Here is a 17,145-nt window from a genome sequence, read left to right as displayed (position 1 = left end):
TAGAAAAATTACTATTATGCTCTTAATAATTCAACACTAAATACAAAAGATACAAAACTAATTATTATATAGATTAACAAATACAAATAACCAAAAAAAGAGGATTCAAAATTATAATTCTCGTACTTCCTTTTTCTGATATAATTATTTATAATTAAGAATAATCCTACACAAAATAAAATGATTGGAATTAAATAATTTTTATTAGGATAATAATTCTTAATAAGAATATAATTTAATATTGTTAAAATATTCATCCATAGCATTATTGTAAAAAATACTGATGTTGTAAATATTGAAATATCATTATTACCTACTTTTTTTTGAAATTCAACAAAGTGGAATATAATATAGTTTAATTTTTTTTTCATTATTACAATTATTTCAACTGATGAGACTTTTTATAATGAACATTTTTTTGAATACTACATTTAAATAATCCTAAAACCATTATCAATAAGTAGATAGTAAAAACTTGTTAAAAGTAAGTACCAAATTAATGAGAAGAATAAAATTTTAAATTTTCTCTTCAACAAAATACTTAATGAATCAATTAATCCTACAAATGATAATAATATAATAAAAATAAATAAACCATCTTTAACAGAAAAGATAATGAATAATAAAAAACTGATTAATATAGAAGAAAATATTCTAAGTAGGATTTGTTGTTTTTCACTCATTTTTTAGTTCATTTATTGTCTATAGCTTTTATTATTAATGAACGTATTAAAATATTAATCATTTTAAAATTTTATAAATAATTATCCATATTATAATACTGAAAATTGAATCGAAAGTATAAATAAAAAGACTTTCATCTATTATATTTCTAAACAAAAATTCATGTATAGTATAAGGAAGTAAATTAAAAACTCCTGGTCTTATAATTATAAGAAAAACAATAGTACTAATTATTGTTGGAATTATATATTTTCTCATTGTAAGGACACTTTTGTTCCATTAATATGACGCTCAATCTTTCAAAAATTTAAGCAAGTAAATTTAAGTCATTATTATTCAAGATTCGGTACATGTCGGAAAAATAACAAAAGCCAGCTAATTTAGCTGGCTTTTATTTATTTCAAATTATCTTTTTTTTAACACGAGTAGTAAGTATGCTCGCCCTATCTGGGAAAATTAAATAACAATATTCTTCTAAAGATGTATTCAACTACTCTCCTCTCAATATTTGAAGTTGATATTGTATATAAATTTTATCTAATGTATTATTTAGTTCGCTGTAATTTGCTTGTAAAACCTGATTTTTAGCGGATTTATAAACAGAAGCATCGACTTTATCAAACATATATTTTGCTTCTGTTGTGCTTAATGATTGATCGGATGCTTTTAAGACTTCATTCAAGGATTGATCTAAATTTTCTAGTAATTGTAATTTTTTAGTTTCAATTGCTACTAAATCATTTAAACGTTTTTCTTCTTTCTGTTTTAATTCATTGTTTAAGTTTTGTTCTATTTTATTTAATTGTAACAATTGATTATTATCTCCTCTAGAATAAATCGGAACTGAAAAACCGACTCCAACATATTGACTTTTATTATCTTTTAGTTGATTACCAAAACTAAAATTTGTATCGGCTAAACTTTTTATTTTCTGAGAATAAAACGTCCCATAAGAATAGTTTAATGAAACTCTGGGCAAGAAATTAGATAATAATTGTGTGTACTCTTTACTAAGCTTTTCGTTATTTAAATCTATCTTTCTTAATGTTGGATAATCATTAATAATAGTACTTATTTCTGATGAAGTTAATAAAATGGGTTGTTCTAACGTTAAACTTTGTACATCTAAATCCATTTGATTTAGTAATTGTATTAATTCTGTTTTCTTTACAACCTCATCGTTTTTAGCTATTTCTAAGTTATTTTTTTCTTGAAGAAAAATTACATTAATGTCATACCAATCACTTTTTGGACGCTTCCCCTCTTCTACTTCTTTAGAAATTCTATTTAATTGATTTTCTGCATTTTTTAATTGATTAGTTAATACCAATTGCCATTCCTGGACAGCTAAAGCTTTCATGAATTTATCTAAAACCAATAACTCGTATTGGTTTTCAATTATCTGAAATTCCATTTTTTCTAGCTCAATGCTTAAGTTTTGAATTTTTGTTTGATTCCATTTCGAGAAATCAAATAAATTAACTTGTGCATTGATAGATAAATTATCCGACTGAATATTAGATGGTTCTCGTGTGTTTGTTGATGGATCAATAGATGATCCGAAATTATAAGCATGTGTAACAGATGCATCTATCTTTGGTAAAAACTGAGAAGAAAAAGAACGTTTTTCTGTTTTTTCACGCTCTATTTTTACAGCTTGTATTTTAAAATCGGGCTGATTTTCTTTTCCTATTTTTATACAATCTTCCAACGACAACTGCTGTGCTTTTCCATTTATACAGAAAAGCACACAGATGAATAAAAAATACTTTAATTTCATTTTATTCGTATTTTAAATAATTGAGGATATTAATTCTTGTTGCATTGTAGGCTTTTAATAAAACAACACAAAGCGTTAAGGTTAATAATAAAACAAAGGCCAATACATAAACCCAAATAGAAATATCTATTCTGTAAACAAAACTATCTAACCATTTTTGAACAAAAAGATAACTAGGTACAACTGCAATGGTAAAACCAATTATAGATAAATAAATATATTGTTTAGAAAGAATTTTTAATAACGATCCCGTTTCTGCTCCTAAAACTTTGCGTATAGCAATTTCTTTGTATTTACGTTCTATCGTATAAGATGACAATGCAAATAATCCGAATAAGGCTATGGTGATTACAATAACATTTAGAATTTTAAACATTTGTTCTTGCTTTGTGTAATTTTCATAAGAACGAGCAAATTGCTTATTAATAAATTCATATTCGAAAGGATAATCTTGGTCTACTTTTGCTTTCCAAAATTTCTCGATATTATCAATTGTTTGTTGGGTGTCTTTTGCATCTACTTTAATAAGTATATTATCCACATTAGCACTCAACCATTTTACAACTTTAAAATTGAAAAACATCATAGGTTTTATTTTCAATTGTGGTTCTCCTAAATTAAAATCTTTTGTTACACCAACTAATTTTAGTTTTTGATCATTCCAATAAAATTCATCATTTATTTTTAATGTTTCACCAAAATATTTTTTAGCCGTTTCGTTAATCAAAACATTGGAGATGGTATCAGATGAAATGGTAGGATTTAAATCTCTTCCTTCGATAACATTTATTTTCATCATATTAAGAAAACCAAAATCCATCGCCATATTTTCTGTAATTAATTGTTTGTCTTTTACTCTAAAACTTGTATTAGAACCTGCATTACTAGAACCAAATGTGAATACTGTTGCATTAACATCTTGTACACCTTTTACTTTTAATAAATCTTGTTGAAAGCTTTTATAAAAATCAAATTTCCGCTCACCTAAATCTTGTCTTCTAAATCGTATACTAATAATTTGATCTCCAGAAAAGCCTAAATCTTTATTCGATAAATAATTCATTTGCTGAATAATAAATGTACCTCCTACAATAAAAAATGTTGCAATAGAAAACTGCAAAACTAGCATAGCATTTCTTAACCAAATACCATTTTTACTTCGTGAAAAATTCCCTTTTAAAACGTTTAATTCTTTGAAATTCGAAACATAAATAGCAGGAAATATTCCAGCAATCACAACCACAATAGTAAAAATGAGAATTAAATTGGGTATAAAATCAATAATATCAATTTCTAAATTTTTATTAATTAATTGATTATAACTTGACAATCCTACTTCTACTAAAGCCAATGCTACAAAAAATGCTAAAACTGTTGTTATAATAGTTTCTATCATAAACTGTAAAATAATATTACGCTTAGATGCTCCAACAATTTTTCTAATACCAACTTCTTTTGCTCTTCGTATTGCTTGTGCTGTAGATAAATTAACATAGTTAATCATCGATAAAATTAAAATGAGATAAGATAATCCTAAGTTAATTTGCAAAAACAGCTTATTCCCCATTCCTTCTGGAAGTTTTGATACTTTAGCATTTAACCTAGAATCTTTTAAAGCTTGAAATTTTACTTTTACAGGCTCATAAATTTTTAAAAATTCTTCAACAGCTATACCTTCTGCTTTGGCATTTTTTAGGGTACTATTTTCATAAAATAAATCTGTTCCTAATTTTTCTATTTCTGATTTATATTTAGAATCTTTAAGCTTTATCAATAATCCAGGACCATAAGCTCCCCAATTATCTTTAATATCATCAAAACGAGTGTAAATATTAGAAATAACAATTTTAGGTTGAAATCCACTAAATTTATTTCCTTTAAAAACGCCATAAATTGGCATCTTTCGTCCATCATAGTTGGTTAAGATTTTCCCAACTGGATTTTCATTACCAAAAATTTTAATTGCTTCGCTTTCTTCTAATGCAATTCCATATTTGTTTTTACGAAAATCATTTACATTTCCTTTTATAAATTTGAATGGAATAAAATCGAAAAAATTTTGATCTGTACTAACAATTCCTTCTATATAAACCTTTTTTTGATCAACATAAAAAGTTTCTTTACCATACCAACCTTCAAACCAACAATAATTTTCTACTTTATCTGACTTTTCTTTCAAATAACGTGGTAAAGGCTCCACACTGGTTGGCCATTCTTCTCCAGCGATAGGAAATACAGATAGCGTTTCGTAAATGCGATCTTTATCTGGATTCCATTGATCGTAACTTGTTTCATCTTTCCAATATAATGTCGAAAAAATAACACCCGCAATTCCTATTGCCAATCCAATAATCGTTAAAAACGTAAACCATTTATTCTTAATGGCATTATGTATATATATTTTAAACCAATTTTTTAGCATAATAAATTAGATCTCAGTTTTTTCAAAGAAATTCACATCTTTTTGATTCACTTTTGTCGAAAGAATCTCACCATCTTTCATGGTAATAACTTTTTCAGAAAATGCAGCATCATGAGAAGAGTGTGTCACCATTAAAATTGTTGCTCCTTGCGCATGTAAATCTGTTAGTAATTCCATTACTTCGTTTCCATTTGTACTATCTAAATTTCCTGTTGGCTCATCTGCTAAAATAATTTTAGGATTTATAACCAATGCTCTTGCTACTGCAACACGCTGTTGCTGACCACCAGAAAGTTGTTGAGGAAAGTGTTGTAAACGATGTACGATATTTAGTTTTTCTGCAATTTCTTGTACACGTTTTTTTCTTTCGGAACTAGAAACTTTTGCATAAATCATTGGTAATTCTATATTATCATAAACCGAAAGCTCATCAATTAAATTAAAATTCTGAAAAATAAATCCAATATTCTCTTTTCTAACTGTTGCTCTTTTAGATTCAGTAATATTCGCCATTTCTTGATTATTGATTAAATAACTACCCTCGTTAAAAGAATCTAATAATCCTATAATGTTTAATAATGTCGATTTACCACAACCAGATGGTCCCATGATAGAAACAAACTCTCCTGAATTAATAGTTAAACTAACTCCATTTAATGCTTTTGTTTGAACTTCTTCTGTTACAAATATTTTCGAAAGGTTTTCTATTTTAATCATTGCTGTTATTTTTTATTGCTAATTCTTGTACATCTTTATAATCTTCGTAATTTGAAATAATTACTTTTTCACCAGATTTTAATCCAGAATTTATTTCGTAATACGCTGGGTTTTCTCTTCCTAGTTCTATTTTTCTTCTTGTCGCTTTGTTATCATTCACAACAAAAATCCATTTACCTTGTGTTGTTGAATAAAAAGAGCCTTTTGGAATAACTAATTTCTTTTCCTTTTCTGATAAAATTAGTTTTACACCAACGGACAATCCTTCTTGCAAATTAGATGGAATTTTATCTATAAACTCTAGTTCTGTTTTAAATTTCCCTGCTTTTATTTCTGGAGAAATTTTAGTCACTTTTACTTTGATAATTTTTCCTTTCATTTCAATTTGCCCGTATTGATTGACTTGTATTCTATCTAAGTAATATTCATCTACCATTGCAACTAATTTGTAGCCACTAAGAATATCTATTTTTCCTATACTTTTACTTGCTTCTATTGACTGTCCTAAAGTCGATTCAAACGAACTTAATCTTCCTGTTGCTGGCGCTAACACTAGAAAATTCTTTTTATTTTGTCTTAAAGTAGACAAACTTTTACGCATAATATTTAATGCTTCGTCTATTTGACGTAATTGTATATTATTTGATTCTTTTTCTTTTATTAGAGTTTTCTGTATAATTCCTTTTCGCTCTTTCTGGAATCTTAATTTTTCTTGTGCAGTTTCCCATTCGTTTTTAGCTAAAACCTCACGGTCATATAATTTTTTATTGAGTTCGTAATCTAATTTTGATTGGTTGTAATCGTGTTCTATCGCAACAAAATCTTTCGACATATCCAACTCCTGATTTCTTATAGATAGTTTGGCTACATTCAACTGATTCATTTGCTCTATAATTGCCGTTTCTTGTGTTAAGAAATTGAGTTCTGTATTGGGATTGTACAAACGAGCAATTGGCATTCCTTTGGTTAACATTTCTCCGTTTTCTACAAAAATTTCTTGAACAGAACCTCCTTCTACAACATTAATTAAAATAGAATTGATGGGTTCTAATTGTCCTTGAAAAATTACAAAATCTTCAAAGTTTTCTTCTGTTACCTCTTTTACTGTTAATTCATTTCTGTCTACTTTTAATACTCGAGGTTTTTTCATTAAATAAAAACTACTTCCTCCCAAAATTGTAGCAGATAAAATCAATAATCCAATGCGTTTGTATTTTTTATTTTTTTGCTTGATTTTCGTATCCATTATTTCTTAAATTTACCAAAATAGTTGTTTAAATATTGCTATTTTGCTAATTATCAATACGTAATAAACGTGCCCAAATTTTATAATTTTCTAAACAATTGATAAGAGTAATTTTAGAAAATAGAATGAACAATCAACTGTCCGAAAACGAACAGTAAATTGTTCAGAATGGTACACACGAACAAAACTAAAATGAAAAAAACACAGGCTACAATTCTAATAATTGACGATCAGGAAGAGATTTTAATCGCTGGTAAATTGCTTTTGAAAAGACTTTTTGAAACAATTATAACATGTTCTAACCCTAAAAATATTCCAGAAATTCTATTAGAAAATGAAATAGATGTTGTTTTAATGGATATGAATTTTAGAACTGGATATGAAGATGGAAAAGAAGGTGTTTTCTGGTTAAAAGAAATTCTTTTATTAAAACCTAAGACAAAAGTTATTTTAATGACATCTTATGGAAGTGTTGAAACTGCTGTTGAAAGTTTAAAATTAGGTGCAATTGATTATTTATTAAAACCATGGGATAATCAAAAATTAATTGATTTAATAAAAGATGCTATTAAACAACATAGAAAAGCAAAACAAATTGTAGAAGTTAAAGAAAAATCTCTTTTTGTTGGTCGCTCTTCTTCAATGGAAAAAGTTTACAAAATAACAGATAAAGTCGCTAAGACAGATGCTAACGTTTTAATTTTGGGTGAAAATGGAACAGGAAAATCTGCTTTAGCTAAATCTATACACGAAAATTCTAATCGTAAAACAGAACAATTTATACATGTCGATTTGGGCGCACTAAACGAAAACTTATTCGAAAGTGAATTATTTGGCTATGCAAAAGGTGCTTTTACAGATGCTAAACAAGATACAATTGGTCGTTTTGAAGCTGCAAATGGAGGAACAATTTTTCTTGATGAAATAGGAAATATTCCCTTACATCTACAAGCGAAACTCCTTCAGGTTATTCAGAATAAAGAAATTATTCGATTAGGTGAAAGTAAATCTCGTAAAGTAGATTTTAGATTAATTACTGCTACTAACACGAATTTAGAAAAAGCTGTGGAGCAAGGACTTTTTAGAGAAGATTTGTATTACCGTATTAATGCGATTTCTGTAAAAATGCCGAATTTAAACGAAAGAAAAGAAGACATTATTCCTCTTCTACATTATTTTATAGAAATTTATGCCAATAAGTACGAAATGGATATTCCGAATATAAATGAAGAAATTCTAAATCAATTACAGCATTATGAATGGAACGGAAATATTCGTGAATTACAAAACCGTGTAGAACGTGCAATTATTTTAGCAGAGAATGACGAAATTACTTTAGAGAATCTGGGGTTTGATTATTTTCTTCCTTCAACTCATTCAAAAAATACAAATAATTTAAACGAAATAGAAAAACAGAAAATAGTAGAACGCTTGCTTTTCTTTGATGGAAATATTACAAAAACAGCAGAAGATTTAGGAATTTCTCGTGCTTCATTGTACAGAAAATTAGAAAAATATAATATTTCAAACTAATGGTATGAAAAAACTCAATTTTAATATTTCTCTAGTAATAAGAATCTTAATCATAACAATATTGTTGTTTTTTATTGCATTTTTTATTTTAAAAAAGTATCCTTTTTCTATTACGCTTTTACTTATTATTACAAGTATAGTTCTTATTGAGACGATCTTATTTATTCAAAAAAATATTTCTCAAAATCAAAAAATTATTCATGCTTTGTTGCATGATGATTTTAGTTTAAACATCTCTCAAAGTGAATCTAAAAAAGAGAATTCAACAGTAAAATTATATCAGAAAATAAAAGATGAACATACATTTAATTCTTCTAAAGAAATCTTATATCATCAGTTATTAAATGCAGTATCTTCTGGATTTTTGATTTTGAAAAAAGAAGAAAATGATCGTAAGATTATTTTCATGAATAAACATTTTCAAAATATGTTTAATATTCCGCAGCTTAGTTCTTGGAATTACCTAAAAAAGTTTATTCCTCAATTTACAAATGCATTAGAAGAAAGACAATTTGAAGAAATAAAAACCACAATTGATATTCAGATAAACGGTGAAGAACGTCAAACATATGTTATTCAGAATTCTAAAACTCAAATTACAAATGAAGAATATGATGTTATCTTTCTAGACTCTATACAAAGAGTAATAGACGTTACAGAAAAAGAAGCTTGGATGAATATAATGAAAGTAATTGCACATGAAATCATTAATTCTTTGACGCCAATTTATTCACTTGCCAATACAACAAAAATGTATTTTGAAAGTGATGAATTAGACAAGCAAGATTATGAAGATATAAAATTGAGCTTGGACACTATTATGAATAGAAGTCAGCATTTACAAACATTTATAGACCAATATAGACAACTTACAATGTTACCAAGTCCTATAAAATCTATTCACAATTTAAGTGAGATTATTCAAGCCATTCAACAATCTTTTCGAAATGAATTTATAGAGAAAAATATCAACTTCACTTCCTCTGTTTCGTATGAAATCACGGTTAATGTAGATCGAATACAATTGGAACAGGTTTTTATTAATCTTATAAAAAATGCTATTTATTCTGTCGAAAATTCTCCAGAAAGATTAATTGAAATAAGCACAATACAATCAGAAAATAGATTACAAATTATTGTTCACGATTCTGGAAATTTAATTGATGAAACCATCGTTTCAAAAATATTCCTTCCTTTTTATACCACTCGTAAAAATGGAGCTGGAATTGGATTAACGCTATCTAAAACAATTATAGAAGCACACAAAGGTTATTTATTCTATAAACAAAACAATGGTATAAAACAGTTTGTTATTGTTCTTGGAATATGAGAAATTATAGATTATTTTTCAGCTTTTAGATATCGTACGTAATGTGATTCCGAAATGAATTCGGAATTACAAACTGGATGTGTAAATAGCTATTTTGTACATTATACTTTTTTACTTTATAAATAGTGTTGATGTGTTGATGTGTTGATGTGTTGATGTGTTAATGTGTTAATTCTTAATTCTTAATTCTTAATTCTTAATTCTTAATTCTCAATTCTTAATTCTCAATTCTCAATTCTCAATTTCCTAAAAACTCATGTACTTTTTCTGCACATTGTCTTCCTTCGTGAATTGCCCAAACAACTAAACTTTGTCCTTTTCGTGCATCACCACATGAGAAAACTTTTTGTTGATTCGTTTTATATTCTGTATCATTTCCGATAAGATTTCCTTTCGGATCTAAATTCACATCTAAATATTCTACCAAACCTTTTTGTTGCACATGTTTATATCCTAAAGCAATAAATGCAACATCACATTCTATAATAAATTCAGAGTTTGGTTTTTCGATGTACGACGACCAATTTCCATTATCTTCATCTTTTGCCCATTCAACCTCAACAAGTTTTAATCCGATTAATTTACCATTCTCATCTTTTATAAACTCTCTCGAATTAACTGCCCATTTTCTTACACACCCCTCTTCATGAGAAGATGTAATTTGTAACGTCATAGGGAAAGTTGGCCAAGGCATCGTTTCGTCTCTATGTGTTGGTAAAATTGGTTTATAATAAATCTGATAAATTGTATCTGCTCCCTGACGATTAGATGTTCCTATACAATCTGAGGCTGTATCTCCACCTCCAATTACAATTACTTTTTTACCTTTTACATTAATTTCTTCTTCAGAAAAAGGTATTTCACTTACTTTTTTATTGGCTTGTGTAAGAAAATCCATTGCATAATACACACCATCTGCATTTTTACCTGGAATACTTAATTCTCTAGGAATTGTACTTCCTAATGCCAATACAATTGCATCAAAATTTCGATTTAATTCCTCTACAGAATAATCTACACCAACGTTACAACTTGTTATAAATCTGATACCTTCCTCTTGCATCCAATCTTTTCTTCTCTCAATGATATTTTTTTCTAATTTAAAATCGGGAATACCAAAACGAAGTAAGCCTCCTATTTCCGAATCTTTTTCAAAAACCGTTACATAATGACCTTTTTGATTGAGTTGGTACGCAGCAGCTAATCCTGCTGGACCAGAACCAATAACAGCAATTTTTTTAGTTGTTCTTAAATAAGGAATTTTAGGTTTTGCAAAACCTTGTTCAAAAGCAATTTCTATAATATTTTTTTCTATTTCTTCTATTGTTACAGGAAGATTATTAATTCCTAATACACAAGCTCCTTCACATGGCGCAGGACAAATTCTCCCTGTAAATTCAGGAAAATTATTTGTAGAAATTAAGATGTCATACGCTTTTTCCCACTGTTTTTTATAAACAGCTTCGTTAAATTCTGGAATTACATTTCCAAGTGGACAACCACTTTGACAAAAAGGAATACCACAATCCATACAGCGAGCAGATTGCTCATTTAGAATCTTCTCTGTAGGTCTTTTTATAAATTCTTTATAGTTCTTTACTCGTTCTTCAACATTTATTTTAGTAGGAACCTCTCTTTTATACATTAAAAATCCATCTGCCTTTCCCATTACTTCGTTGTTTTAATTTGTTTTTCAATTGCTTTTTTATACTCTCTTGGATAAACTTTTGTAAAGAATTTAAAGTTTGTTTCCCAATCTTCTAAAAGATATTTTGCCAACGAACTCGTTGTAATTAAATAATGCTCTTTTATTAATTGAAATATCAATTCTTTATCATCATCTGTTAAGGATTCCAGATTCGCCATATCTCTATTAAAATTCTTCTCTAGAGATTGGTTAATATCCCATACATAAGCAATTCCTCCACTCATTCCAGCTCCAAAATTTCTTCCGACATCACCTAAAACAACTACAACTCCTCCTGTCATATACTCACATCCATGGTCACCAATTCCTTCAACTACTGCTGTTGCTCCAGAGTTTCTTACAGCAAATCGCTCTCCTGCCATTCCGTTAATAAAAACTTTTCCAGAAGTAGCTCCATATAGTGCTACATTTCCGATAATACTATTTTCGTTTGCATTAATAATTGAATTTTTATCTGGAAAAACGGCCAACTTAGCACCCGAAAGACCTTTACCAAAATAATCGTTTGCATCTCCTTCTAAAGAAAGTGTAATTCCTTTATTACAAAAAGCACCAAAACTTTGTCCAGCAGTTCCTTTAAAATGAAACTTCAATGCATCATCTTTCATTCCTTTTGACTGATAAATTTTAGTTACCTCATGTGAAAGAATTGTACCTACTGTACGGTCTGTATTTTTAATTGATAAACAAGATTCTATTGAGCTATTGTTTTTAATTGCATCATTTGCTATAGCTAACATTTCCCATGAAAGAGAATCATCAATTCCGTGATCTTGCTCCTCGTCTTTAATAATGGGTAAATCTGTTTTTACCTTATGCAGTAAAGGTTCTAAATTGATGTGTTTATGTTTCCAGAAGTTGATATTCGATTTTTGCTCTAAACATTGAGATTGACCAACCATTTCATCAATCGTTCTAAAACCTAAACTCGCCATTAATTCACGTACTTCCATTGCTAAAAACGTAAAGTAATTCACTAAATGCTCAGCCTTTCCTGTAAACTTTTTACGTAAATTTTCGTCTTGTGTTGCCACACCAACTGGACAAGTATTAAGGTGGCATTTTCTCATTAAAATACAACCCTCAACCACCAAAGCAGATGTTCCGATACCCCATTCTTCTGCGCCCAATAAAGTAGCCATTACGATATCTCGTCCTGTTTTTAACTGACCATCGACTTGTAATCTTACGCGTTGGCGCAATTTATTTTTAATTAATGTTTGATGTGTTTCTACTATTCCTAATTCCCATGGCAATCCAGTGTGTCGGATAGAACCTAAAGGCGATGCACCAGTACCACCATCATATCCAGAAATTAAAACATGATCTGCTTTTGCTTTTGCCACACCAGAAGCTATTGTTCCAACACCAGCCTTAGAAACTAATTTTACTGAAATACGAGCATGACGATTAGCATTTTTAAGATCAAAAATAAGTTGTGCTAAATCTTCTATAGAATAAATATCGTGGTGTGGAGGCGGAGAAATTAATCCAACTCCTGGCGTTGAATGACGCATTTTACCAATCCAACTATCTACTTTATCACCAGATAACTGTCCTCCTTCTCCTGGTTTTGCACCTTGTGCCATTTTAATCTGAATTTCATCTGCTTCGGCTAAATAACGAGCTGTGACACCAAATCTTCCAGATGCAACTTGCTTAACAGCAGATCTCATGTTTTCTCCGTTTTCTTTTAGTTCGTATCTTTTCTCATCCTCACCACCTTCTCCTGTATTACTTTTTGCACCAATCCTATTCATTGCAATAGCAAGCGTTGTATGTGCTTCCCAAGAAATAGAGCCGAAAGACATTGCTCCTGTAGCAAAACGTTTTAATATATTTTCAATAGGTTCAACCTCATCAATAGAAATAGGTTCTCTATCATTTTTAAAATCGAGTAAACCTCGTAATGATGTCGCATTCTCTGAAACTTGATTCACTACACGTGAATATTTTTTAAAAATATCATATTTATTATTCCAAGTTGCTTGTTGTAATAAATGAATAGATTGAGGATTATACTGATGATATTCATTGTCTTTTTTCCATTGATAAATTCCTCCAGCATCTAATAATTTTTCATCATCTCTACCAAAAGCTTTTAAATGTTTTGATAATGCCTCTTTTGCAATTTCATCAAACCCTATTCCTTCTATTCTAGAAACTGATCCTGAAAAACAAGTATTCACAACCAATTTATTTAATCCAATAATTTCAAAAATTTGAGCTCCATGATAGGATTGTAATGTAGATATTCCCATTTTAGAGAATATTTTTAATAAACCATCTCCAACAGCTTTCTTGTAATTGTATTTTAATTGTTCTAAATTTTCTTTTTCCTCAAATTCTCCTTCATCAAACATTTGACGAATAGAAGCCAATGCTAAGTAAGGATTAATTGCAGTTGCACCATATCCTAAAAGTGTTGCAAAATGATGTACTTCCCAAACATCACCAACTTCCATTACAATACCAATTTTCTTACGAACACCTTTTCTTATTAAATGATGATGTACAGCAGAACAAGCAAGTAAAGAAGGAATTGCAGCATGTTGAGAATCAATAGAACGATCTGAAAGAACGATGACTTCAAAACCATCGTCAACAGCATCTATTGCGTAACGACAAATTCGATCTATCGCTTTTTTTAAATTTCCTTCTTTTGCATCTGTTTTGAAATAAGTGTAGATTGTTTTAGACTGAAATTTACCAGTATCTACACTTCGTAGTTTTTCTAATTGCTCGTTACTTAAAATCGGATTTTCTAATTTAATAGAGTGTGCAAAATTTTTATCTTCTTCTAAAAGATTTCCATTTCCTCCGATAATAGTTGTTAAAGACATTACCAATCGTTCTCTAATTGGATCTATTGGTGGATTAGTTACCTGAGCAAATAATTGTTTAAAGTAATAACTTAAGTGCTGTGGTTTTTCGCTTAAAACAGCTAAAGGAGCATCAAATCCCATAGAACCAACGGGTTCTTTACCTCCAGCTGCCATTTCTTTTATTAAAACACTTAAATCTTCTCTTGTGTAACCAAATGCCTTTTGATATTTAAAAATATCTTCTGTTTGTAATTTATTAAATCGGATTCTTGGTCGTGGTAATTCTTTTATATTAATGTTCATATTATCTAACCAATCTCTGTATGGCTTAGACGAACAAATTTCTTTTTTAAGTTCTTCATCACTAATTACTCTCCCTTTTTTCATGTCTACAAGAAACATTTTACCAGGTTGTAGTCTTCCTCTTTCTATTACTTTTGAAGGATCAACTGGAAGAGCTCCAGATTCTGAAGCCATGATTACAATATCGTCAGATGTTATGCAGTATCTTGATGGACGTAAACCATTTCTATCTAAAGTCGCTCCTATCATTTCTCCATCTGTAAAAGAAATAGAAGCGGGACCGTCCCAAGGTTCCATCATACAAGCATGGAATTCGTAAAAATCTTTCTTGTAATTTTCCATTTGTTCATTTCCATCCCAAGCCTCAGGAATCAACATCATCATAACGTGCGGTAATGTTCGTCCAGAATGATAAAGCATTTCTACCATATTATCTAAATAAGAAGAATCTGATTGTCCTGCTTTTGTTAAAGGAAGAATCATATCCATTTCTTGAGGAGTAAAAAACTGACTTTTAAATGTCTTTTCCGATGATTTTAACCAATTTAAGTTCCCTCCAATTGTATTAATTTCACCATTATGGGCAATAAAACGAAATGGTTGGGCAAGACTCCAAGTAGGAGATGTATTGGTTGCAAACCTAGAATGAACCATTCCAAAAGCAGATCGTGTTCTAGGATCTGTTAAATCTTTAAAATAATCACGAACCTGAACTGAGCGAAGTTGTCCTTTATAAATAACCTTTTTACATGAAAATGAAGCTGAATAAAAACCAATTGGATCATTATTCGTAACACTTGTTACTTGGTGTGAAATGTAATTTTTAAACACAAAAAGCTTTTTTTCAAAGTCTTTTTCTGTTTCTATATCATAAGGTCTTTCAATAAAAAGCATTTCCATTACTGGTTCCACACTTTTTGCTAAGTCTCCTAAATCAAGATTATTTACTGGAAGTGGTCTATAACCTAATATTTTTAAATTTAATTTATCTGCCGATTGCTGAATGATTTCTTTGCATTCTTCTCGAATAAAATTATTTTGTGGAAAAAATAACATTCCTACGCCATAAAATCCTGGATCTGGTAAATCTATTCCGTAAGTTAAAGCTTCATCAAATAATAATTCGTGCGGAATTTGAATTTGAATTCCAGCTCCATCTCCAGTATTACTTTCGTATCCTGTCGCTCCACGATGCTCCATATTTTCTAACATGGTAATGGCATCGCTTACTATTTTAAAACTTTTTACTCCTTTCATATTGGCCACAAAACCAACTCCACAAGAATCAAATTCAAACTCGGGTTGATATAATCCAAAACTCTCTAACATCGGCATAAAAATACTTTTATTAAATTATTAAACACTCAATATTTAAACTTAAAACATATAAATATTTCATCTAATATATTATTTTTTTAAATATAATATCATAAAATTAACCTTTTATTAAATTATAATCATTTTAAATAATGATAAATATGTAATTAAAAATAGATTGTAAAGTGTAAGCTACAACGTTAGAAACGTAATCAAACTCTAATTTTTTAGTATAAAAATTTTAGATAAAAAAAATCCAAGAACTAAAACTTAATTCTTGGACTTATATTTTTTATTTTATCTAATTACTTCTTAAATATATTCATGTTTTCATCGTAAATAGGACTATCTATGGATAGAAAATTAAGCACACTATGAAAGACATTATTCTGCGATAGAATTGTATTATTAGCTGGTTTTAATTGGTTGTTGCTATCAGATACCCAAACTATAAATGGAATCTCATATTGCTGCTTAGGTGCTAAACTTTTCGGAACACCATGCATGTATAAATTCTTTTCTCCTAAAGATTCTCCATGATCAGACACAAAAAGCATGGTACTATTGTATTCTTTCAAATCTGTTAAATCTGTTATAATGCTATTTAAGATGTAATCTGTGTAAACTATTGTGTTGTCATACGCATTCATTAATTCTGTTTGTGTGCATTTCCCTAAGTCCACACTGTTACAAACAGGTTTAAATTTCTCAAATCTTGGTGGATATTTCTTACTGTAAGTAGGGCCATGACTTGTACTCGTGTGTAAAATAACCAATATCTTATTTTTATTACTTGCCTTTATTTCTTCTTTTAAACCACTTAATAGTACACCATCATAATCACAATCTTCTCCCTCACATTTTGGACGTAGATAATCTCTGGTTTCATACTTCTTAATATGAACAGGTGGCTCTCCCCAATTCGTCGTACGCCAAATTACTTCTACATTATTACGATATAAATAATTCGGTAAAATCTCGTAAAGTTCGTTGCTATTCGTATGTTCCAATATACACTTTACTCCTGCGGTTGTATAAGTTGCGCAAGAATTGGCTTTAAAATGATGGAGATTTTCTACTTTAGAAAGCAATGGATTCGTATCTTTTTTATAACCATATAAAGAGAAATTCTCGCTTCTTGCAGATTCTCCTATTACTAATACCACAACTGATTTTTCATTGTCCGTAATTTTTGCTGTTGGTAAAAGAATCTCTTTCGCATTTCTTTGTTTCTCGTGAATAAAATACAAAGACGTATTCACAGAATACGACCAAGGCAT

General features: G+C 29.2%; 9 protein-coding genes. 2 read left to right on the top strand and 7 right to left on the bottom strand.

Annotation, left to right across the window (positions count from 1 at the left end; translation table 11 throughout):
• Nucleotides 1–1,174: 1,174 nt before the first annotated feature.
• The 4 genes from BUA86_RS15425 to BUA86_RS15410 are packed head-to-tail and all read right to left on the bottom strand — an operon-like array spanning nucleotide 1,175 to nucleotide 6,849.
• Nucleotides 1,175–2,464 carry a TolC family protein gene (locus BUA86_RS15425; RefSeq protein WP_083580405.1) on the bottom strand — a complete coding sequence of 430 codons (1,290 nt, stop codon included), beginning with the start codon at nucleotides 2,462–2,464 and terminating at the stop codon, nucleotides 1,175–1,177.
• A gap of 1 nt (nucleotide 2,465) precedes the next feature.
• On the bottom strand, nucleotides 2,466–4,886 hold the full coding sequence (locus tag BUA86_RS15420) for an ABC transporter permease (RefSeq protein WP_072934052.1): 2,421 nt from the start codon (nucleotides 4,884–4,886) through the stop codon (nucleotides 2,466–2,468).
• A gap of 6 nt (nucleotides 4,887–4,892) precedes the next feature.
• Entirely contained in the window at nucleotides 4,893–5,603 is a 711-nt protein-coding gene (locus BUA86_RS15415; protein WP_072934051.1) for an ABC transporter ATP-binding protein, read from the bottom strand.
• The gene (locus BUA86_RS15410) at nucleotides 5,596–6,849 is read right to left on the bottom strand and encodes an efflux RND transporter periplasmic adaptor subunit (RefSeq protein ID WP_072934050.1); all 1,254 of its coding nucleotides are present in this window, start codon (nucleotides 6,847–6,849) and stop codon (nucleotides 5,596–5,598) included. The genes BUA86_RS15415 and BUA86_RS15410 overlap by 8 nt, the downstream gene beginning before the upstream one ends.
• 192 nt (nucleotides 6,850–7,041) lie before the next feature.
• Here BUA86_RS15410 and BUA86_RS15405 point away from each other — a divergent pair, with 192 nt between their 5' ends.
• Together BUA86_RS15405 and BUA86_RS15400 are read left to right on the top strand one after the other, a co-directional pair.
• Nucleotides 7,042–8,382 (top strand): sigma-54-dependent transcriptional regulator, encoded by a 1,341-nt coding sequence (locus BUA86_RS15405; RefSeq protein ID WP_072934049.1) that lies wholly within the window; start codon nucleotides 7,042–7,044, stop codon nucleotides 8,380–8,382.
• A gap of 4 nt (nucleotides 8,383–8,386) precedes the next feature.
• Nucleotides 8,387–9,712 (top strand): sensor histidine kinase, encoded by a 1,326-nt coding sequence (locus tag BUA86_RS15400; RefSeq protein WP_072934048.1) that lies wholly within the window; start codon nucleotides 8,387–8,389, stop codon nucleotides 9,710–9,712.
• Between the two features lie 238 nt (nucleotides 9,713–9,950).
• On the opposite strand, the gene BUA86_RS15395 is transcribed toward BUA86_RS15400, so the two are convergent.
• The 3 genes from BUA86_RS15395 to BUA86_RS15385 all read right to left on the bottom strand — a co-directional run.
• Nucleotides 9,951–11,381: a glutamate synthase subunit beta gene (locus tag BUA86_RS15395; RefSeq protein WP_072934047.1), complete on the bottom strand. Its 1,431-nt coding sequence runs from the start codon at nucleotides 11,379–11,381 to the stop codon at nucleotides 9,951–9,953.
• On the bottom strand, nucleotides 11,381–15,877 hold the full coding sequence (gene gltB / locus BUA86_RS15390) for a glutamate synthase large subunit (protein ID WP_072934046.1): 4,497 nt from the start codon (nucleotides 15,875–15,877) through the stop codon (nucleotides 11,381–11,383). Before gltB ends, BUA86_RS15395 begins: the two co-directional genes overlap by 1 nt.
• Nucleotides 15,878–16,170: 293 nt before the next feature.
• The coding region (locus BUA86_RS15385; RefSeq protein ID WP_072934045.1) for a sulfatase-like hydrolase/transferase at nucleotides 16,171–17,145 on the bottom strand (975 nt) is incomplete at its 5' end.

The sequence above is a fragment of the Chishuiella changwenlii genome, assembly GCF_900142565.1.
In the GTDB taxonomy this organism is placed as follows: domain Bacteria; phylum Bacteroidota; class Bacteroidia; order Flavobacteriales; family Weeksellaceae; genus Empedobacter; species Empedobacter changwenlii.
This window is presented reverse-complemented; position numbering and strand designations above follow the sequence as displayed.

Bases quoted from the DNA above. Each gene is read 5' to 3' on its own strand.
- BUA86_RS15400 (WP_072934048.1), top strand. From the start codon at position 8,387: ATGAAAAAACTCAATTTTAATATTTCTCTAGTAATAAGAATCTTAATC.
- BUA86_RS15395 (WP_072934047.1), bottom strand. From the start codon at position 11,381: ATGGGAAAGGCAGATGGATTTTTAATGTATAAAAGAGAGGTTCCTACT.
- BUA86_RS15415 (WP_072934051.1), bottom strand. From the start codon at position 5,603: ATGATTAAAATAGAAAACCTTTCGAAAATATTTGTAACAGAAGAAGTT.
- BUA86_RS15410 (WP_072934050.1), bottom strand. From the start codon at position 6,849: ATGGATACGAAAATCAAGCAAAAAAATAAAAAATACAAACGCATTGGA.
- BUA86_RS15405 (WP_072934049.1), top strand. From the start codon at position 7,042: ATGAAAAAAACACAGGCTACAATTCTAATAATTGACGATCAGGAAGAG.
- BUA86_RS15425 (WP_083580405.1), bottom strand. From the start codon at position 2,464: ATGAAATTAAAGTATTTTTTATTCATCTGTGTGCTTTTCTGTATAAAT.
- gltB (WP_072934046.1), bottom strand. From the start codon at position 15,877: ATGTTAGAGAGTTTTGGATTATATCAACCCGAGTTTGAATTTGATTCT.
- BUA86_RS15420 (WP_072934052.1), bottom strand. From the start codon at position 4,886: ATGCTAAAAAATTGGTTTAAAATATATATACATAATGCCATTAAGAAT.